Source organism: Pseudoalteromonas sp. P1-7a, assembly GCF_001401855.1.
In the GTDB taxonomy this organism is placed as follows: Bacteria; Pseudomonadota; Gammaproteobacteria; order Enterobacterales; family Alteromonadaceae; genus Pseudoalteromonas.
The window spans coordinates 24,162-45,378 of record NZ_LKDU01000032.1; the positions used below are offsets into that span (position 1 = coordinate 24,162).

Genomic DNA, 21,217 nt, shown 5'->3' on the forward strand with positions numbered 1-21,217 from the left:
AGCAATTAATAAAAGCACCTTATGGTGCTTTTATTTTACCTACTTCAATTTAAGTGCTGTGTAATTTAATTTAGCGCGCCTTGGTAGTGGTGCATTTTTTTCATCTTGTAAAATAAACGCAGTGATCACTATCGAGAATAACTGCTTTTCAAACGTTATGTTGATGACTTCGCCTATTTTAGTTTTATAAGTATGCTGCTGATTAAATAGTTTAAGCTCGCCGTTTGCTAATTGCTCAACATACAAATAGGGGGTGTGCAAAGGCAGTTTTAACCTTATAACATTTAAACTGCTTTGCTCTTGCACTGCAATCCACTCACCTTCTTTATAAAGCGTATTAAAACGCGTTATGCCCTCGGGCTGTAGTACAGAGTCTTTTTGTATTAAACACGTCCTGCACCCGTTTACACGCCTTTGCTGCCAATTTACTGGCTTGTTATTATAATAAAGTGCATCAGTTAGTAACCATTCACTATCATGGCTTTTACCAGTGTTATGTGTGGCGTTTTGGCTACACGCAGCGATAAAACAAATAATAGCACCTTGCAAGAGGACTGCTTTTATAAATCGGTAGCTCATTTAGTGCTCTTTAATTGCTTTAATTTGGTTGATTATAACCTCGCTTGGTGCTGCTTCTTTTATATAGCTAGGCAATGAAGTAGAAACAGCTTGAACACGTTGTTGTTGATACTGTTTATGGCTCATTGTATTGGCAACACCAAATCGATTGCCTGCACTTTGCGAGTAAAACTGCAAGTTGATCATGCCCCACTCGTCAGCGTCGGTAAGTACAGTAATTTGCGAGTCTTGGTTTGCATCAAAGTTAGTCAATGTATCACCAAATATTGCATTGCAATTATAATCAACTGCCTCGGAGCCTGGTCTATTTAACCCGGCGCTTTCTTCAATAGCACTTTCATTTATATCTGCAGCACTACCGTTTGAATAATCAATTATAAAGTCATCTGTCGAGCCCGTTTGATTATTAGTATTTGGTACAAGGTCACAATTAATATTATTGGTATAAAACCGATCGTAATAACGGTCGCCTTCATTATTGCCTATGCTTGCAAGCCCCGTTAATTGATATAAGTAATTCATTGAGCTTAAATGGTTTGGCTTAAAGTTCACTTCTTCATCGCCACCATGGTAAAGCCCTAAATTATGGCCTAACTCATGAAAAATAGTAGATGCTTGGTAATTGTTCGTCACATTTTGTGATGTTTGATCATCAACCGATAACCCCCAACCGCCCATGGTCAACATTAGGTCATTACCACTTATTTCAGCAATACCCGAGCCACTAATGCTGCCGTCTTCGTTACCACTGTTTGCCATTAATAAATAATGAAAAATCGGACGGCGCGTTGTATCGGCATATTCCATTTTATAAGCAAATAAATTAGCTGTGCCTTGATCATATTCAAAGGGCGTGTAGCTGTTAAATGGTACGGTTGTACCGCCCCCTAAATCAAAGTTAGCGGTAGAAATACCCGTGCTTTGATCAAACAAATCGCCCACATCAAAGTGAACCATGTAACCATTAGATGCAAATACACTCACTACTTTTTCAAGTGCTATGCGCTGTGGCGTAATACCTGGATCTGTACTGTCCATATAATCAATTTCTATAAATATATCTTTTTGATTTTCACGTGCTCCCCATTCATATAAGGGTAGCCCGCCAAAGGTTGAGCCTTCTTGCTCAGCACAATCTGGAATACCATCTAAATCAGTATCGGTATCACAGGTAACATCGTTTTGCCCTGCAGGCGTATTAAAAACTGAGTAAGACCAATCGCCTGCTTGGTTAGTATCTGTTGCATTAAGCACTCGTTTTAAACTTGACCCTTGTTCAGCCTGCATTGCTGGCGCATTGCCGCCTTGCCACTGCGCGGCACTAACTGGTTGCTGGTTAGAGTTACCAAATTTTACAAAGTCGATTGTTTGTGTTGCTGCGCTGTTTAATAGCTCTGCATAGCCATTTATATACCAATAAGGACGTAGTTCATCGCTTTGGTTACCCACCAGCACAATTTTAGGGTTATTAAGTGCCGCACTGGCTAAAAATTCATCACCAAAGCGGCTTTGCAGTAAAATATAACTGCCGTTTTCTACTACTTTATTGGGTAAAGTAAATACTTGCTCGGCGCTTACTGAACTATCAAGCATATTAATTGCGCGCGTTTTTAATGAGTAATTTTGTAAATTAACAGCCTCTCCAGTGCCATTATAAATCTCAACCCAGGGCGTATCATTAGTAAATTGAACCGATATGATTTCAGTTATTTTTAAATCTTGGGTAGACGTAGTAAACTCACTCACTTGACCAGCTATTGAAGCAGTGCCGAAGAAATTTACTAACTGATCAGTTAAGCGGACTTTGTATAGCGTGTTTTCTAAAAAATTAGCGCTTAGGTTAACGCTTTTAAAATACTCATTCGATTCATCTGGCCCATCAGAGATACTTTCTAAATTCAATGCCACACAGGTTGCAAAATCATCACTTGATACCTGAATACTGCCTTCACAACTACCCGCGCTACTATTAACAGTTAACGAACTACTGCGCATTACATCAGAGAACGTAATGCTAAGGGGGGTGTCAACCAATACCGGTTCATCTGATCCATTAGGTGTTATTTCTGTCACCGTTGCTGCGCTGGTATCAACAATTGTCGTATTAAGTAAAAAATTAGTGCTGTCTTCACCGTCACTGGCTATCAGGGTATAGCTTTTTGCAGAAATACTATTTACAGGCGGTGTATAGCTAAAGCGCAGCGCTTGGGCATCAATAACGCTCACTTGTGCCCCTTCTAAATCATCTGGAAAGATAATTTGTACCGTATCCCCATCGATGTCATTTACTGATAAATTAAATTCAGCACTTAAGTTGTACTCCACTTCAAGGCTTACATCATCAGCTACAGGTGGAGTATTTGGCGGCACCACAGCAACTGTTTTTTGGGCACTGTTAGTTGCATCGTCGTTATCTTTAACTGTGGCTAGAAAGGTAATATTAGTATTTTGAGCAACTACGGGGGCAATAAACGTTATACTAAACTCTGTTTGCGTAAATTCGACCACGGGGCCGTTTGTTTGCTGCCAGCTTATTTCGTTAATAGTGCCATCGTCGTCTTGCGCAGTGGCTGTTATTGTGACTGACTCATTTTGCATTGCCTCCTCAGGCCCTGCTAAGGTAATACTAGGCGCACTGTTTAATTGCGTAATAAGTACCGTTGCACTGCCTTGCACAGTGCCTCCTGCATTATCAGTTACAGTAACAGTAAAACCTAGCGTTTCGTTTTCACTCACATTCGGTGCAGTAAAGTTTAATACACCTTCGGTTTGGCTAAATTCAATAGAGGAACCAGCAGATTGCACCCACACTATGCTGGTAATCGTGCCGTCGATATCTTGTGCATTAGCCGTTAAACTCACTTGGGTATTAGCCAGTGCGCTGCTTGGGCCTGTAATGTTTACCGTAGGAGGCGTGTTTTGGACAGTAACCGTGCCTGAAAACACCTGCTCTGTTGTCGCCCCGTCGTTATCGGTTACTAGCACCGAAAAGCTAAAATTAGTGTCAGTATTTACATTTGGGGCAGTTACCGTGAGTGTGTTGCCATTGGCTGTAAAGGTAAATTCAGGCCCCGATAGCTGCTGCCACTGGTAACTAGAAACCTGCCCGTCGCTATCGCTTGCTTGAGCTGTAATGGTAAAGGTTTGGTTAGCAACAATAACACTGCTGCTAACATCAATACTAACGGTAGGGGCAGTATTAGCAGTTGAACCGCTGTCTGAGGAGTCACCATCACTGCCCCCGCCTCCGCAACCGGCTATTAAAAGTGATAAAAAAAGTAATCCTAGCCATTTGTAAACATTATTTAATACCACTTTTATGCCTCTATGATTTAGCTATACAAATTTTGGGGCACCTTAACAACGTTTAAATGAACGGTGATTTCCTCACGATCATGATACAAATGCTTTGCTTGCAACTCATAGGTTATACCGTACTTAGTAAGCTCTTCTTTGATCATCGTCAGGCATTCATAAACACTATCAAAGCGTTTTTTCATAGGCAGCTTTAAATTAAATATAAGCTCTTTGGCGTATGCGTTTACTGCCCAGTCAATCATTAGATTAGTCACTTTGGTTGGTTTTTCCACCATATCGCACACTAACCAATTAATATTTCTTTTTTCTGGGCGATATTTGAAACCATCGGCTCTAAAATGTTTAACTTGGCCTGTTTCCATCAAACTATCGTTCATTGGGCCATTATCTATTGCGCTCACAAACATGCCTCTGCGCACTAATTGATAGGTCCAACCGCCAGGGCAAGCACCTAAATCAACCCCTCGCATGCCTGGTTGTACTCGCTCTTCACGTTCTTTCTCAGGAATAAAAACATTAAAGGCTTCGTCAAGTTTTAACGTTGAGCGGCTCGGTCCATCACTTGGCATACGTAAACGTAAAATACCCATAAAAAATGGCGAATTATTATAGCTATACGAATACCCTACATACGCGGCATTATTGGCTAAAAATAGTACATGCATCACTGGGCGGTTTGCTTTTGGCTCACGCAATACCGTGTTTTGTTTTTCAAGTGCTTTTTTTAGTGGTGTTGATATTTTTTTACAAAAGGTCAGCAGCTCTTTGCCTTCGTTAGTATCGGGGGTTTCTACACGCAATTCACTGCACAATGGAAAATCCTTTGCGGCTTCTTTTAATGCCGTCACACGGTCCTCTACCGGCATATTTTCAATCAACGTACCTGCAAACCACTGGCGCGCAAATACCATATTTTTAAAGTCGACCTTTTTGATTATTTCGTCGCTGTGTTGCGCTTCAAAACATTCATAAATCACGTAGCCGGTATTTGGTTTGGCTTTAACATAGCCGGCAAAACCTTGCTCGGCAGCATGAAACGTTATTTCAGCAGCCGCATCGTTTTCAAAACCACTACGACAATAAATCACAACACTAGACATATTAACCCTTAAACTCTTTAAAACTTAAATCGTGCAACTTGCACTAAAATAACAACCCAACCAATTATAAAACATAACCCACCTAATGGGGTTATTGGCCCTAACCACTTCATGCCGCTGAGGGCTAATAAATACAAACTGCCACTAAAAAGCAGCGTACCGGCAATAAAAAAACCACCCGCCATAGTTAAATTAATACCCCACTTAATTAAAATCGCTACGGCTATAAGCGCTAGGCCATGCATCATTTGATACTCAGCTGCGGTTTTAAATACCCCAAGTGAATACTCAGTTAAACGACTTTTTAAGCCATGCGCGGCAAACGCCCCTAACATAACCGACAGCATGCAAAAAAAGCTGCCTGTAAGTAAACATAACTTAATCATAATTGCTCCACTCTATTGGCTATAAATTTACCTGCTTCACGCGCCGCTGTTTCGCGGTTTTCAAGCTCGCTCACTCCACTTTTTTTACGCGGTTTGAGTGAATGATCACCATCGCTAAGCCATACAAAGCTTGGCTGTTTTGGCATAGAAAGCGTTTTAAGCTCTTCGCGAGTGCCAAAGGTATCTCGTTCGCCTTGTAATACTAAAAACGGGCAAGGTATGTCTGCAAAGTGTTCGGTGCGTAACTTTTCGGGCTTACCGGGTGGATGAAACGGATAGCCAAACGCTAATACACCTGCAATCGGTTGAGTAGAGGTACAGGCAAGCATAGATGCCATACGCCCACCCATCGACTTGCCGCCAATAAATAACGGTAAATTAGGCTGCGCATGTGTTAGTACTTGCTCGTAATAAGCTAACAGTTTAGGGGCTCGCTCTGGCGGCCTACGTTTTTGTGTTTGTTTAGCAATTTGCATGTATTCAAAATCAAACAAACCTACATCAATACCCTGCGCACTAATGAGTTTAGCCATCTGCTGCATAAAATCAGAATCTGAACCAGCCCCTGCACCATGTGCAAATATAAACTGTGCAATAGCCGGCTGCGTTGCGCTTTTAAACCATTCAATCATTATTAATACTCTTGTTCTTGTTCAACCAAGCTGAGCATCCAATCTTTAAACGAGACTATTTTACCCAGCTCTGTTTGCGACTCTCTGATCACTAAGTAATACGCATTTTTGCTTTCTAAACTGTGACTAAACGGGATCACTAAACGACCAGCATCTATATCGGGTTTGGCAAGCACACTATTGCCTATTGCTACCCCTTGGCCGTGCACCGCGGCCTGTAGCACCATTGATGAGTGGCTAAATATAGGGCCTTGATTCACTTGAACGTTGCGTACACCCGCCGTTTTCATCCAAGTTTTCCAGTTACGCCGTGTGGTATCGTGCAACAGCGTGTGTTGAGCTAAATCACTTGGCTCATTAAGCGGCTTATGACCGCTTAATAACAGCGGGCTGCATAAAGGCACTAAATACTCTGTGTGTAGTTTGTAAGTTTGAACCCCGCTCCAATGCCCTCTGCCATAATAAATAGCAATATCTACATCATCACTTAATGAATTTTCATCTTGGTCTTGCGCTTTTATACGCACATCTATTTCAGGGTGTAGCTCATTAAACAAACTTAACCGAGGTACTAACCACTGAATCGCAAAACTAGGAGTTAAGCTTACGGTAAGTGACCCCTTTGCACCGCGAGCAAGTAGCTTTTCGGTAGCATCTATTAACTGCGTAAAAATCTCTTTTATATCTAAAAAGTACCCTTGGCCTTCTTCAGTTAACAACAACGAGCGGTTTTTACGTAAAAACAATTTTAGGCCTAAATGTTCCTCAAGTGTTTTAATTTGGTGGCTCACTGCTGCTTGCGTTACATACAGTTCTTCTGCTGCTTTAGTAAAGCTTAAGTGGCGTGCCGCAGCTTCAAAAGCTTTAAGTGCGTTTAATGGAGGGACTCTTCTTGACATAGTAACCAAGCTTAGAATTAGTTTTTCTTATGCGTAAGATTATATACAGCATCGTTGTGCGTGTATATTAAAGGAATAAAAAAAGCGACCTAAGCCGCTTTTTAACTATTACCTAAATAGGTGTTAAATTATAAATCGCTTGCGCTTGTATCAAGTGGTGCAAAGCTTTTAATTAAATCATCTACCGCTTTCATTTGCGATAAGTACCCTTCAAGTTTGCTAAGTGCCAATGCACATGGACCATCACACTTTGCTTCATTAGGGTTAGGATGCGCTTCAATAAATAAGCCCGCTATACCCAATGCCATGCCACTGCGAGCAAGCTCGGCAGCTTGTGCACGGCGTCCATCAGCAGAGTCTGCTCGCCCGCCTGGGCGTTGTAGCGCATGGGTTGCATCAAAAATAACCGGTGCCATAGCTTTCATATCATCCATACCTAGCATATCAACCACTAAGTTGTTGTAACCAAAGCTTGAGCCGCGCTCACACAGTGCAACATTGTTGTTACCCGCTTCATTAAATTTAGTAATGATATGACGCATTTCATGGGGTGCTAAAAACTGTGGTTTTTTCACATTAATAATGGCACCCGTTTTAGCCATAGCGACTACTAAATCTGTTTGGCGTGCTAAAAATGCAGGTAACTGAATTACATCAACCACTTCAGCAACAGGCGCAGCTTGGTGTGGTTCGTGCACGTCGGTTATAAGCGGAATATTAAAGGTATTTTTAATCTCTTCAAATATTTTTAAGCCTTCTTCCATACCTGGGCCGCGGTATGAATTTATTGATGAGCGATTCGCTTTATCAAACGAGGCTTTAAATACATAAGGAATATTTAATTTAGACGTTACTTCTACATAGTGCTCTGCAATGCGCATTGCTAAATCGCGCGACTCTAAAACATTCATACCACCAAATAATACAAATGGTTTGTCGTTTGCCAGCTCAATGTTATTAATATTAATTACTTGGTTGTTCATTTAAATTCCTTAAGGTGCAACTGCTTGCATCATTAATCCACAAATGTAGGCCATATATGTACCTACACCATACCCTAGTACAGCTAATAAAACGCCCACTGGCGCAAGCGAAGGGTGAAACGCAGAAGCCACCACAGGCGCCGAAGCAGCGCCGCCAACGTTAGCTTGCGAGCCCACCGCCATATAAAATAACGGGGCTTTTATTACTTTGGCTACAATCAGCATTAAACTTGCGTGTGTTAGCATCCAAATAGCCCCAATTAAAAATAATCCTGGGTTACTAAATATAGCGGTTACGTTCATATGTAAGCCAATTGATGCCACTAAAATATATAAAAAGCTCGAAGCAACTTTTGATGCGCCAAACGCTTCTATTTGTCTTACTTTAGTAAATGATAAACTAATACCAATCGTGGTTGAAATAACAATTAGCCAAAAGAATTTACTGTTTAAGCTGTAGTCTTTAGCCCACGCATAATTGTTTGCAAAAAACGGCCCTAAAAAGTCGGCACAAAAATGAGCGAGCCCTGTTATACCAAATGCTATGGCAATAATGGTCATGTAGTCATTAAGTGTCGGCATGCGAGCATGCTGTGCATGGTATTGCTCAACACGGCTTTTTAAATCTTCTATAGCGGTTGTATCAGCCCCTGTTGCGGCATCAATTTTTTTATGGTTTGCGGCCATTAGTAATAAAACAGCCATCCAAATATTTGCCACAATCACATCAACGGTCACCATAACCGAGAAAATATCGCCGCCCACTTCAAACATTTCTTTCATTGAAGCTTGGTTAGCGCCGCCACCAATCCAGCTGCCGGCAACCGTTGTCATACCACGCCAAACAGCATCTGGGCCGTGGCCGCCTACTAAATCAGGGCTAAATACACTCACCACTAAAATTGATAAAGGTCCACCTATCACAATACCCAGCGTTCCCACTAAAAACATAATGAGCGCTTTGGGGCCTAAATTGATAATCGCTTTTAAATCAATACTAATGGTAAGTAAAATTAAACATGCAGGAAGTAAATATCGCGAGGCAACATAATAAATATTGGAGCTATGCCCATCAACAATGCCAAAGGTATTGAGTAAAGAAGGTAAAAAGTAACACAGCAATAATGCCGGTACATACTTATAAAATGCTTTTAGTTTGGGGTTTTCGCTGCTAGAGGTTTTAAAAATAAACCCTAAAATTACAGCAAGCAACCCCAGAACAACAGCATCATTAGTAATTAATGCAGTGTGAGTATCAGCCATATTTGTTCCTATTCTTAATGGTGTGTTTTATTATTATCTTCAAGTTCTTCTAGTTGATGCTGAATAATTTCGATTGCCGGATCGTCCGGGCACTCATCAATAAAAAACTGTAAATCATCGCGTGCCATTTTAGGACAATCTAACTGGTTGAGTAAGTAACCTCTGTCGCGTCTCTCGTACGGGTCATCGCCTAATAGCTCCATTAGCAACTCAACACAAACTAAAGCATGGCCAAATTTATTCTCGCTAATAAACGACCATTTTTGCTGCGCTAAAAACAGTTTATAAACTTCATCGTTATAGATAAGTTCAAGTGGCTCTTGCTCTTGGCCATTTTCTTCATCTGCATTTTCAGGAATGATGTACCAACTTTGTTGCCCACTGCTCGGCTCAATAATGTAGCCTTCTTCATCACTTATAGCGACATGCACGCTAATATCGCCCTGATTAATACACACACTGGCGTCTAAATGCGCTTGCTCAAGCAAGTGTGTTAATAAAATTCCTAATGTGGTTACAGAGCCGCTGCGCATGGTGAGTGTGTAACTCAAACTATTTATTTTATGCTCTGGCACCTTTAAGCCTGAGGCACTAAATAGCCACTTGCTATAAAAAGTATCGAGTAAAGCTTCTAATCTATCGTGAGGGTCTTTTTGCTTAACGCACAATGCATTTATCTGCTGTTCAAAGTCAGTTAAAACAGAAAAAGTAGGTGCTAAGTCTATTTGAGGGTCCCATTTCGATTCTGCATTAATACACCGATAAAGTGGCGGTGGAGTAAATTCATCATATGTATCATCTAAATAAGATTCGTCGTGTTCGTCATACCCGAGGGTGGTCATCAATACTACAACATTTATTAAAAAACGAAGGCATAGTTTACCTAATTTTAAGGATAGTTACCAATCCAGCAAAGCTTTGGCTTATAAATTAAGAATAGTGATGTGCTTTACAAAAAAGTGGCAGCCACGGTAGCTTGTGAAAGTGTGAAGGATTTGGCAAATACAGAGCGGCGTTTGCAGAATAAAGCGTTTGTCTAGGGTGCTGTGCGTGTCTAAAAAATTATACACGCACCGACTCTTAACCAGAAATTCTTATAAAAGTAGTGGCGATTTAGCCGTTGCTAAATACCCTATTGCTAAAATGACCACCGTATTAACCGCCACATACATAATTTTAGGCAGTGTTTTCGTTTGTTTAACGCTAATAATACCTATCGCAATGTAAATCACCACAAGCACTATTTTTTCTAATAACCATAGTTGCTCAAATGGGTTTATTTTGGCCATAAATACGAGTGTAAATGCAGAAATAAGTAACAAAGTGTCAATGCTGTGACTACCAATAAAAACCAATTTATTTTTGGCAAGCTTGCCACTGCCCATACGCGAAAAAGAGCGGATGTAAAATAAAATAACGCTTAGCATAGCAATTGCCATGTGTGAGTGTTTTACTGCTAAATAATCCATAAGCCTCAGTACTTTTTGTTTTAATAAAATTATTATACCAATCCGCATAAGTAAGTGATCTATTTTGAGGATGGAAAAACGTGTTGATAGCAAGACAAAAAATTCGCTATTTAGTTGTTCTCGGCAATTGCTCCTGCATTGCTCTACCTTCTGCATCCATGCAGTCGTAAATAAGAATTTTTTAACGCAGATAGCGACACGTTTAACCCCGCAAAATGATTAGATATTATTGCGGATTGGTATTAGAATCCGTTTAACGTTCAACATGCTCTACGGACTATCTCGGCTATTATGCCCTATAAACCAAAAAGCACATAGCTGCAAACGCTATGTGCTTTTTAATGTACAGTAATAGCTAGCCTTGCTGGCGTTGCACGTTCTCAAATGCAAGTTGTACATTTTGAGAAAAAATCTCAATTAAATTACGTTGCGTATCGGTTATATTTTTAGGGATCCCCGATATAAATAGCATCGAATTATGATTGTACTCGCTGCTACAATAAGCAAATAAATAGTTGTCTTTATAGATTATGCTCTTATCTTCAAGTGCTTTATGGCAGGCTTCTAATTGCTCACTAGGAAGTACATCATCTAAGACTTTACCTTCGCTTTTTTCAAACTCTCCCGTAGCAGAGCGAACAATCAACTTATCATTACTACTGTCTTCAATATTTTGAGCAACCAATGTTGTTGCATAAACGGCTTGATCCGCAATGCCTAGTAAAGAAGTAAGTTGCTGCATTACTCCTTCCATAAACTGCTCAATTGAACGCGTTGCAAAAATATCCCGCGAGGCAATAATGATTTTTTCAAGCCCTTCGCGAGATTGTTCTATAGAAATAATATCGCGATACGAGCGCAGGCTTGACATAATAACAGTAAACAGCTTTTGCGCTGTCAACTCTGTTTTTGATTTGTAATCATTAATATCATAATTAATAATAACTTGACGTTCAGGTGCTTGCCCTGGCTGACCTGTTCTTAAAATAATACGAATATGATTATTGTTAGCTTCTTCGCGGATAAATTTAGCAACTTGCAACCCGGCATCATCGGTTTCCATTACTACATCTAGCAGTACAATAGCGGCATCTGGGTGCGCATTTATTAATTCTTTTGCTTCAGCGCCTGAATATGCGCTTAAAAACTCTAAACGTTTATTCTGAAATTCAAAATCACTCAACGCAAGCTTTGTAACAGCATGAACTTCAGGTTCGTCATCAACGATTAATACTTTCCAAGTGCCAAGCTCTACTTCACTTTCTAACTCTTCTGGCTCATCTGAAAATAAAAAATCACCCATCATATTAAAAGTTCCTTAATGCATTTATAGAACACACATCATGGCTGTTTGTTGTCAAATTAAGGCCATTGTGCGAGCGTTACACGATCGTTATTTCCCAAGTCTTTTACTGTTTTAATATTTATATACGCCATTTGCTCAAACAAATGTCGAACAGCTTCACCCTGTTCAAAACCATGTTCTATTAAAAGATAGCCACTCGCGAGCAAATAGTCACGTGATTGTATGATTATTTGTTTTATATCAGCCATTCCAGCCTCATCGGCCACTAACGCAGAAAGCGGTTCAAAGCGCACATCCCCTTCTTTTAAATGCTTATCGTCGTGCTCAATGTAAGGGGGGTTGGTAACAATTAAATTAAACTGCTCATTTTTCAGCGCGCTAAACCAGTTACTTTGCTTAACTTGCACATTATTAATCGCTAAACGCTGCTGATTACGCGTCGCTAAGGCCACTGCATCTGCTACTTTGTCTACTGCGATAATATGCCACTTTGGCATTTCACTGCCCAGTGCAAGTGCAATAGCGCCAGTCCCAGTGCCTAAATCAAGCACTTTAGCTTGCTCAGGCATGGCAAGCTCTAAAGCGTGTTCAACTAAGGTTTCAGTATCCGGTCTAGGAATAAGCGTCGTGGCATTTACCTCTAGGGGTAAGCTCCAAAATTCGCGCTCACCAATAATATGCGCTACGGGCTCACCGTTTAAACGCCGCTGACAAAATTCATCATATTGGCGCTGCTCATCGCTACTAAGCGGCTTGTCTGGCCACGTAAATAAATAACTGCGAGGCTTTTGAAGAACGTGTAATAACAGTACTTGTGCATCTAATTTGGCACTGTCACTTGTTGGTGCAAGTATGTTTGCACCAACCGCGATTGCCTGCTCAAGAGTGTGACTCACAATTACTCATCGCCCATGGCGGCAAGTAAATCGGCCTGATGCTCTTGCATTAATGGGTCAATAATTGCGCCTAAATCACCAGTTACCACTTCGTTTAAGCGATAAAGCGTTAAATTAATACGGTGATCGGTAATACGCCCTTGCGGGTAGTTGTAAGTACGAATACGCTCTGAGCGATCGCCACTTCCCACTAAATTACGACGTTCAGAAGCTTCTTCGGCTTGGCGTTTTTCATCTTCGGCCTGCTGTAAGCGCGCAGAAAGCACCGACATCGCTTTAGCACGGTTTTTGTGTTGCGAACGCTCATCCTGACACTCAACCACCACACCTGTTGGAATATGAGTAATACGAATTGCAGAATCGGTTTTATTTACGTGCTGTCCACCGGCACCCGAGGCTCTAAATGTATCTACTTTTATATCAGCAGTGTTTATTTCAATGGCTTCTGCTTCTGGAATTTCAGCCATTACTGCTACCGTACACGCAGAGGTATGTACACGCCCTTGCGATTCAGTCTCTGGTACACGTTGTACACGGTGAGCGCCCGATTCAAACTTAAGCTTACCGTACACGCCTTCGCCGCTAATATTTGCGATAACTTCTTTGTAGCCGCCGTGTTCACCTTCATTGGTGCTCACCACTTCCACTTTCCATTTTTGTGTTTCAGCGTAACGGCTGTACATTCTAAATAAATCGCCTGCAAAAATAGCCGCTTCGTCACCACCAGTACCGGCACGTACTTCTAAAAATACATTGTTGTTATCTTTAGGATCTTTAGGAAGCATAAGCACTTGTAGCTCATCTTCTAACGATAAAATTTGCGCTTTAGCTTCTTTGTATTCTTCTTGCGCCATTTCACGCATATCGGGATCTGAATCTTTTAGCATTTCTTCAGCAGTGGCGACGTCGTCTTGTGCTTGTTGGTATGCTAAAAATGTTTTTACAATTTCTTCAAGCTCAGAGTATTCTTTTGAAAGAGCACGAAAGCGGTTTTGATCACTAATGACCGACGGATCGCTCAGTAGCGCTTGTACTTCTTCGTAGCGTTCTACTAAGGTTTCTAATTTACGATATACAGACTCTTTCATTTAACTGTTATTCCTGATCAATACCTAACATTTTTTTCAACTGAGTTAGTTGAGCCACTTCACCTTTTTTAGCCGCATCTTGAATTGCACGGGTAGGCGCGTGCATTAAGCGGTTGGTTAATTTATTGGCCAACTCTAATATAATTTTTTCTGCATCTTTACCTGTATTTAGCTGACTAACCGCCCGCTCAACAAGTTCAGACTTAATGGTTTGTACGTCGTTTCGGTAGTGGCGAATTAAGTCAACCGAATCGAGAGAGCGAACCCACATTTCAAATTCTTTTACGCGCTCGCTTATTATTAATTGTGCTTGCTGTGCTGCCTGTTCACGCGCGGCCATATTCTCACTTACAATGGCTTGTAAGTCATCAACGGAATATAAATAGGCCGCATCAAGCTCGCCTACTTGGCTTTCTATATCGCGCGGTACAGCTATATCAATAAACAGCATAGGCTTATGGCGGCGCTGTTTTAATGCTTGCTCTACTACCCCTTTACCTATAATTGGTAACGTACTGGCTGTTGAGCTAATAACAATATCGGCTTTGTGCAAACGTTCAGGTAACTGCGCCAGCGCAATCACATCGGCCGACACTTCTTGTGCCAAACCGCGTGCACGCTCAATGGTTCTATTGGCAACCGTAATTTGTTGCGGCTCATTTTGGTATAAATGTTTAGCGACAAGCTCTATTGTTTCGCCGGCACCAATTAATAACACATTGGTTTTATCAAGCTTGCCGTAAATATGTTTTGCTAAATTAACCGCAGCAAACGCCACCGACACAGCACTGGCACCAATATCGGTGTCAGTACGAACCTGCTTAGCGACCGAAAAGGTTTTTTGAAACAACCTATCAAACTTAACGCCTACAGCATCATGTGTTTTAGCGCTATGGTAAGCTTGCTTAATTTGCCCTAAAATTTGCGGCTCACCCAATACCAATGAATCTAAGCCGCACGCAACACGCATTAAATGATTAATAGCAGCATCACCTTGGTGGCAATATATATTTTTGCTCAGTTCATGTTCATCCAGGCCATGGAAACTGGCAAGCCACGCTAGCAATGCTTGGGAATTTGACTGCTCAAGGCTACAATAGATTTCGGTACGGTTACAGGTAGATACAATAACGGCTTCGTTAAAGTCGGCATGACCGCTTAATTGCTGGAGCGCCTCAGACATTTGCTCAGGCGAAAAAGCCACTTTTTCACGTAATTCTACGGATGCGGTTTTGTGATTAATACCAAGTGCTATGATGGTCATATTTGCCAAATATTGCTGCGCCCTACTTTAAAGGCGGCAATTTTACCAAAAATCAGCGGAATATGGAAAGTAAGGAACAACATTTGATTAGACATTATTTAATTTTATTCACTCTTTTTCTGTTTTTAGCGGGCTGCGCCCACAAAATTGATACAAAAACAACGCTTTACGATGATTGGAAACCTCGCTTAGCGGCGCAAAAAACCTGGCAAGCTCAAGGTAAGTTAGCGTTTATAAGTCCTGATGAGCGACAATCTGCAAACTTAAATTGGCAACAAGACGAAAAACAAAACAACTTAGTGCTCACTACGTTTATTGGTACACGTATATTGTCGTTAAAACAAACTCGCACAGGTGCGCTACTTGATTACGACGATAAAACATACACGGATACTAACGCTGCGTTATTATTAAAACGCTTAACCGGTTTTGATTTACCTGTTGATAACGCTGATAACTGGTTAAAAGGCACGTTAACCTCACAAACATTAAAAGTAGACGAACTTGGCCGTGCACAACAAGTTATCTGGTACGATAACACGAATAAAAAATGGCAAATAACGTATTCAAACTATAAACAGCAAGGTGGCTTTTGGGTCCCCGGCAACGTCACGCTAAAACACCAGCAAATTAAAATCAAAATTCAACTCTACAATTGGCAGTTTAATTAAGCATGAATACTCAAACGGCTTTTTCGGTCATTGCGCCGGCAAAACTCAACTTATTTTTACACATCAACGCGCGTCGTGATGATGGCTATCACGAACTAGAAACTTTATTCACCTTTTTAAATTTTGGAGACACACTCGAATTTTCTGCTAATAAAAGCGCTACTATTTTAGTAACGGGTGATACTAAAGACATAGCAGATTGCGATAATCTCATCTATAAAGCTGCTTTATTACTTAAAAAACATTGTCGTATTTCATCAGGTGTGAAAATAAATCTAATTAAACGCCTGCCTATGGGCGGCGGTGTTGGTGGCGGTTCGTCAGATGCTGCCACCACGTTACTTGCGCTTAATAAAATGTGGGATACTCAGCTAAGCATCGATGAATTAGCCAACCTAGGCTTGCAATTAGGTGCCGACGTACCGGTATTTATTCGTGGTAAAAGCGCCATAGCGCACGGTATTGGCGAACAGTTGGTGGACGTAGAATTAGCGCAAAAATGGTATTGTGTAGTACACCCTAATCAACATGTAAGTACCGCTAAAATATTCACCCATCCAGATTTAAAACGCGACACACCAAAAATTTCAGGTGATTGGCGAACCCACAAATTAACCAATGATTGTGAGCCTTTAGTTAAAAAGCTCTGCCCCGAGGTTGAAAAAACCCTGCAGTGGTTGCTAAAATACGCCCCGTCGAAGATGACCGGAACAGGTTCATGTTGTTTTGTCGAATTTGCTAGCCAAGTTCAAGCACAAGATGTACTTGATAACCTCCCCCATACTTGGCAGGGTTTTGTTGCTTCAAGCACAAATGTCTCACCTGCTCATACGGAGCTTGCCGCCATATTCGATCAATGAAGTAACGTACAAGTAATCATAAGTTAACGCGTAGTAGGTTTTACCTATTTACCCGTTAGTCCAAAAATTCAGTGCCTGAGGAACCCTACCGTGCCTGACATGAAGCTCTTCGCTGGTAACGCAACACCTGAGTTAGCTCAAAAAGTTGCAAAACGTTTGTATATTGAATTAGGCGATGCTGTTGTTGGCCGTTTTAGCGACGGTGAGATCAGTGTTCAAATAAATGAAAATGTTCGTGGCTCGGATGTTTTTATCTTGCAATCAACCTGTGCCCCTACTAACGATAACCTAATGGAACTTATTGTTATGGTTGATGCTCTACGTCGTGCATCAGCAGGTCGTATTACGGCCGTTATTCCTTATTTTGGTTATGCACGTCAAGACCGTCGAGTACGTTCTGCGCGCGTTCCAATTACCGCTAAAGTTGTTGCCGATTTCTTATCAAGTGTAGGTGTTGACCGCGTTCTTACGGTTGATTTACACGCCGAGCAAATCCAAGGCTTCTTTGATGTACCAGTAGATAACGTATTTGGTAGCCCTGTACTACTTGAAGATATGGAAGAGCGTGAGTTTGAAGACGTTGTTGTAGTATCACCAGATATTGGTGGTGTAGTGCGTGCCCGCGCTATTGCAAAACTACTTCACGATACAGACCTTGCTATTATTGATAAACGTCGCCCGCAAGCAAACGTTTCTCAAGTAATGCATATTATTGGTGATGTTGAAGGGCGCGACTGTATTATTGTAGATGATATGATTGATACCGGTGGTACCTTATGTAAAGCCGCAGAAGCACTTAAAGAACATGGTGCTAAACGCGTATTTGCCTATGCAACACACCCTATTTTATCGGGCAAAGCCGCAGAGAACATCCGTAACTCAGTAATCGATGAAGTAATTGTAACTGACTCAATCCCGTTATCTGATGAATTAAAAGCGCTTGATAAAGTAAAAGTACTGACACTTGCTGACATGTTGGCCGAAACAATTCGTCGCATCAGCAATGAAGAATCTATTTCAGCGATGTTTGAACACTAAAATCACGCATCTGCTTGAACATGTAAGCGCCTTTTGGCGCTTTTTTTGTATGTGTTGTTTATTTTATCGGGGGGTGGTGTTATGATAGCGCGCCTTTTGGGTAGGGACCTTGGTCGCAAAGGCCCTAACACTTTTAATTATTGGAGACATTATGTCTAACGAAACTTATACTTACAACGCTGAACTTCGCGTAGAAACTGGTACTGGTGCGAGCCGCCGCCTACGTCGCGAAGACAAAGTACCTGCTATCCTTTACGGTGCAGATAAAGAAGCGGTATCGCTTACTCTTGCTCATAAAGACATGATCAAAGCACAAGAAAGCGAAGGTTTTTACACGCACATTCTTACGCTAAATGTTGGCGGCGAGTCTGTTGAAGCTATCTTAAAAGATATTCAACGTCACCCATTCAAGCCAAAAATCACTCACCTTGATTTCCAACGTGTAGATGCAACTCACAAACTAGTAACTAAAGTTCCTCTTCACTTCATCGGTGAAGAAGTAGTAACTAAAGCTGGCGCAACTGTTGTTCACCAGTTAACTGAAGTTGAGATTTCTTGTCTTCCTAAAGCGTTACCAGAATTCGTTGAAGTTAACGTTTCTAACTTAGTAGTTGGTGATTCAGTTCACATCTCTGACCTTGAGCTTCCTGCAGGCGTTCAGTCTGTTGAGCTAGGTAAAGGCGAAGGCCACGACCTGTCAGTAGTAACTATCAAAGCTAACAAAGCAGCTCCAGCTGAAGAAGAAGCTTCAGACGCTGCTGAATAATATTTAAGGTCTTGCACCTTGAATTCTATTCAAATGCTTGTGGGCCTGGCTAATCCAGGCCCCGAATACGCAAACACACGCCACAATGCAGGTGCTTGGTTTATTGAAGAACTCGCAGCACGCTACAACTGCACGCTCAAACACGATCCTAAATATCACGGCCTAACTGGCAAAGTGATCATCCAGGGCCAAGAATTCAAATTATTGATCCCCACCACCTACATGAACTTAAGTGGTAAAGCGGTCGGTAGTTTAGCCAATTTTTTCAAAATCCCCGTGGAAAACATACTCGTTGCCCATGACGAAATGGATTTAGACCCAGGCGTTGCCAAACTTAAAAAAGGCGGCGGCCATGGCGGTCATAATGGCTTAAAAGACATTATTGCAAAAATGGCAAACCAAAAAGATTTTATGCGCTTACGCATAGGTATCGGTCATCCAGGGCATCGTGAAATGGTCACAGGTTGGGTGCTTGGAAAAGCCCCCAAAGAAGACCAAGAAAAAATGGATGCAGCGGTTGATGAAGCAGTTCGTTGTATGGAAATACTTGCAAAAGATGGTGTGTTAAAAGCACAAAACAGACTACATTCTTTTAAACCATAATCGTTTAAACGAATCTTAACAAGGTATCTTACTATGGGTTTTAAATGTGGCATCGTTGGCTTGCCTAATGTTGGTAAATCAACGCTTTTTAATGCACTAACTAAAGCGGGTATTGAAGCCGCTAACTTTCCTTTTTGTACCATCGAACCTAACACAGGTGTAGTACCGGTACCCGATCCTCGCTTAGACGAGCTAGCAAAAATTGTAAATCCTCAACGTATTCTACCTACTAGTATGGAATTTGTTGATATTGCTGGTTTAGTAAAAGGCGCATCAAAAGGTGAAGGTTTAGGAAACCAATTTTTAGCAAACATCCGTGAAACGGATGCAATTGGCCATGTAGTTCGCTGTTTTGAAGACGAAAACGTAATCCACGTTGCAGGCACTATTGACCCTGCTGACGATATTGACGTTATCAATACCGAATTAGTACTTGCCGATATGGACAGTGCTGATAAAGCCATTTTCCGTAATGCTAAAAAAGCAAAAGGCGGCGATAAAGACGCTAAAGAGCAAAATGCAGTACTTGAAAAAGTTAAAGCACATTTAGACGAAGGCTTAACACTTCGTTCTTTAGAGCTTACTAAAGAAGAAAAAGCAGCAATTAGCTCAATTAACTTCTTAACTATTAAACCTACCATGTACATAGCTAACGTAGCTGAAGATGGCTTTGAAAATAATCCACACCTTGATCGTGTGCGCGCTATTGCAGAGTCTGAAGACGCGGTTGTTATTCCGGTGTGTGCAGCAATTGAGTCTGAGCTTTCTGAACTAGATGAAGAAGACAAGCTTGAATTTATGGCTGACCTAGGCTTAGACGAACCAGGCCTAAACCGAGTAATTCGTGGTGGATACGAGCTACTACATTTGCAAACCTACTTCACTGCAGGTGTAAAAGAAGTACGCGCTTGGACTATTCCAGTCGGTGCAACAGCACCGCAAGCGGCTGGTAAAATTCACACCGACTTTGAACGTGGCTTTATTCGTGCACAAACCATTGCTTATGACGACTACATTGCCTTTAACGGCGAAGGTGGCGCTAAAGAAGCAGGTAAAATGCGTCAAGAAGGTAAAGAGTACATTGTTAAAGATGGCGATGTAATGAACTTCTTGTTTAACGTATAATTACACTTAAACAACCTGTTTATAAAAACCCGCTTAATGCGGGTTTTTTTATGCCTGTAACAAGTAAGGTTTTATCCAAAAATTAAACGGCCTTAATCACTTTTGGCTTTTGATACCACTTTGCTTAGTTAAGAGATCTATTTTGAGGATGGATAAACGTGTTAATAGCTAGGCAAAAAATTCTATTTAGTTGCTCTAAAAGAGAATTTGTTAACACAGATAGCAACACATTTAGTCCGCAAAATGATTAAGTATTGTTACGATTTACTATTTTACTAACGAGCTATGTTAAATACTCTATTTGACGTGAGAAATACGTATCTATAATAAGCAAATTGCCCTACCAACTGTCGCCACGGTGATTCATATGTAACTTTTAGCGCAATTAGCGCAGCTTATGCCTGCTTAAAATGATTACATAGCCTAGTTGTTAAGTATCATAGCTTCATTCAATAGCTAAAATACGCAATAAACTTAGGCTTTAATACGTCTTGATCGCAAAACGACTACTGAAATACTCAGCAATTTTTGTATTAACGGTTTTAAGTTGTTATTACTTAGTGTACTTTGGCAGTTGATTTGCAGTTAAAAAAACAGCAATTTTATTAAAATTTAGTCTCTTAGCTTAATTTTCCTGCAAACAAACCCTGTTAAGTGTTTTTTTGCAAAAAAGGTGTTGACGGATTTGGGTCATATCAGCATAATACGCCCCGCACTCAGCGATGAAGTGATAACAAAAGAGATGGCTAAGTAGCTCAGCTGGTTAGAGCACATCACTCATAATGATGGGGTCACAGGTTCAAATCCCGTCTTAGCCACCATTTTCTTTTGTTGCTCAATAAAGAGCTTAAAATAACTACCTTCCTTTGATTATTCAAAGTGAAAATGCGGGAGTGGCGGAATTGGTAGACGCGCTGGATTTAGGTTCCAGTATCTTAGGATGTGAGAGTTCAAGTCTCTCCTTCCGCACC

19 protein-coding genes, 2 tRNA genes and 1 pseudogene are annotated in these 21,217 nt (G+C 41.1%); 8 read left to right on the forward strand and 14 right to left on the reverse strand.

The annotated features are described in order from the left end of the window. Nucleotides 1-39: 39 nt before the first annotated feature. From AN389_RS16505 to hemA, 14 genes and pseudogenes are all read right to left on the reverse strand, one after another. Complete coding sequence (locus AN389_RS16505) at nt 40-579, reverse strand: hypothetical protein (protein ID WP_235575990.1); 540 nt, start codon at nt 577-579, stop codon at nt 40-42. Further along, a complete protein-coding gene (locus AN389_RS16510; protein WP_055020280.1) occupies nt 580-3,894 on the reverse strand; it encodes a PKD domain-containing protein in 3,315 nt (1,104 codons plus the stop codon). A gap of 17 nt (nt 3,895-3,911) precedes the next feature. Continuing rightward, a complete protein-coding gene (gene rlmM / locus AN389_RS16515) occupies nt 3,912-4,997 on the reverse strand; it encodes a 23S rRNA (cytidine(2498)-2'-O)-methyltransferase RlmM (RefSeq protein WP_055018785.1) in 1,086 nt (361 codons plus the stop codon). Nucleotides 4,998-5,014: 17 nt separating this feature from the next. Beyond that, on the reverse strand, nt 5,015-5,383 hold the full coding sequence (locus tag AN389_RS16520) for a DUF423 domain-containing protein (protein ID WP_055018786.1): 369 nt from the start codon (nt 5,381-5,383) through the stop codon (nt 5,015-5,017). Beyond that, entirely contained in the window at nt 5,380-6,015 is a 636-nt protein-coding gene (locus AN389_RS16525) for an alpha/beta family hydrolase (RefSeq protein ID WP_055018787.1), read from the reverse strand. The genes AN389_RS16520 and AN389_RS16525 overlap by 4 nt, the downstream gene beginning before the upstream one ends. A 2-nt stretch (nt 6,016-6,017) precedes the next feature. Then, nucleotides 6,018-6,914 (reverse strand): transcriptional regulator GcvA, encoded by an 897-nt coding sequence (locus tag AN389_RS16530; RefSeq protein WP_055016476.1) that lies wholly within the window; start codon nt 6,912-6,914, stop codon nt 6,018-6,020. Between the two features lie 128 nt (nt 6,915-7,042). Next, on the reverse strand, nt 7,043-7,897 hold the full coding sequence (gene kdsA / locus AN389_RS20340; protein WP_055018788.1) for a 3-deoxy-8-phosphooctulonate synthase: 855 nt from the start codon (nt 7,895-7,897) through the stop codon (nt 7,043-7,045). A gap of 9 nt (nt 7,898-7,906) precedes the next feature. Next, nucleotides 7,907-9,160, reverse strand: a complete 1,254-nt coding sequence (locus AN389_RS20345) for a DUF819 domain-containing protein (protein ID WP_055020281.1) — start codon at nt 9,158-9,160, stop codon at nt 7,907-7,909. 14 nt (nt 9,161-9,174) lie between these two features. After that, nucleotides 9,175-10,002, reverse strand: a complete 828-nt coding sequence (locus tag AN389_RS16545) for a tetratricopeptide repeat protein (protein WP_055020282.1) — start codon at nt 10,000-10,002, stop codon at nt 9,175-9,177. A gap of 252 nt (nt 10,003-10,254) precedes the next feature. After that, on the reverse strand, nt 10,255-10,629 hold the full coding sequence (locus tag AN389_RS16550; RefSeq protein WP_055016472.1) for a SirB2 family protein: 375 nt from the start codon (nt 10,627-10,629) through the stop codon (nt 10,255-10,257). 364 nt (nt 10,630-10,993) lie between these two features. After that, nucleotides 10,994-11,935 (reverse strand): annotated as a pseudogene (locus AN389_RS16555) (DUF3369 domain-containing protein); the annotation flags it as partial. Nucleotides 11,936-11,991: 56 nt separating this feature from the next. Continuing rightward, entirely contained in the window at nt 11,992-12,831 is an 840-nt protein-coding gene (gene prmC, locus AN389_RS16560; protein WP_055020283.1) for a peptide chain release factor N(5)-glutamine methyltransferase, read from the reverse strand. A 2-nt stretch (nt 12,832-12,833) separates the two neighbouring features. After that, a complete protein-coding gene (gene prfA, locus AN389_RS16565; RefSeq protein WP_055016470.1) occupies nt 12,834-13,919 on the reverse strand; it encodes a peptide chain release factor 1 in 1,086 nt (361 codons plus the stop codon). Between the two features lie 7 nt (nt 13,920-13,926). Further along, on the reverse strand, nt 13,927-15,183 hold the full coding sequence (hemA, locus tag AN389_RS16570) for a glutamyl-tRNA reductase (protein ID WP_171042088.1): 1,257 nt from the start codon (nt 15,181-15,183) through the stop codon (nt 13,927-13,929). 83 nt (nt 15,184-15,266) lie between these two features. On the opposite strand from hemA, the gene lolB reads away from it, so the two are divergent. From lolB to AN389_RS16610, 8 genes are all read left to right on the forward strand, one after another. Continuing rightward, a complete protein-coding gene (gene lolB, locus AN389_RS16575; RefSeq protein WP_082422816.1) occupies nt 15,267-15,854 on the forward strand; it encodes a lipoprotein insertase outer membrane protein LolB in 588 nt (195 codons plus the stop codon). Between the two features lie 2 nt (nt 15,855-15,856). Further along, complete coding sequence (ispE, locus tag AN389_RS16580) at nt 15,857-16,714, forward strand: 4-(cytidine 5'-diphospho)-2-C-methyl-D-erythritol kinase (protein ID WP_055020284.1); 858 nt, start codon at nt 15,857-15,859, stop codon at nt 16,712-16,714. 90 nt (nt 16,715-16,804) lie between these two features. Next, complete coding sequence (locus AN389_RS16585; protein ID WP_004588832.1) at nt 16,805-17,752, forward strand: ribose-phosphate pyrophosphokinase; 948 nt, start codon at nt 16,805-16,807, stop codon at nt 17,750-17,752. Between the two features lie 151 nt (nt 17,753-17,903). After that, complete coding sequence (locus AN389_RS16590; RefSeq protein ID WP_055016466.1) at nt 17,904-18,518, forward strand: 50S ribosomal protein L25/general stress protein Ctc; 615 nt, start codon at nt 17,904-17,906, stop codon at nt 18,516-18,518. 18 nt (nt 18,519-18,536) lie between these two features. Continuing rightward, on the forward strand, nt 18,537-19,121 hold the full coding sequence (pth, locus tag AN389_RS16595; protein WP_082422814.1) for an aminoacyl-tRNA hydrolase: 585 nt from the start codon (nt 18,537-18,539) through the stop codon (nt 19,119-19,121). A 33-nt stretch (nt 19,122-19,154) separates the two neighbouring features. Further along, nucleotides 19,155-20,246 (forward strand): redox-regulated ATPase YchF, encoded by a 1,092-nt coding sequence (ychF, locus tag AN389_RS16600; protein ID WP_055018915.1) that lies wholly within the window; start codon nt 19,155-19,157, stop codon nt 20,244-20,246. A gap of 744 nt (nt 20,247-20,990) precedes the next feature. After that, a tRNA-Met gene (locus AN389_RS16605) sits at nt 20,991-21,067 on the forward strand. 66 nt (nt 21,068-21,133) lie between these two features. Beyond that, a tRNA-Leu gene (locus AN389_RS16610) sits at nt 21,134-21,215 on the forward strand. Nucleotides 21,216-21,217 lie beyond the last annotated feature (2 nt).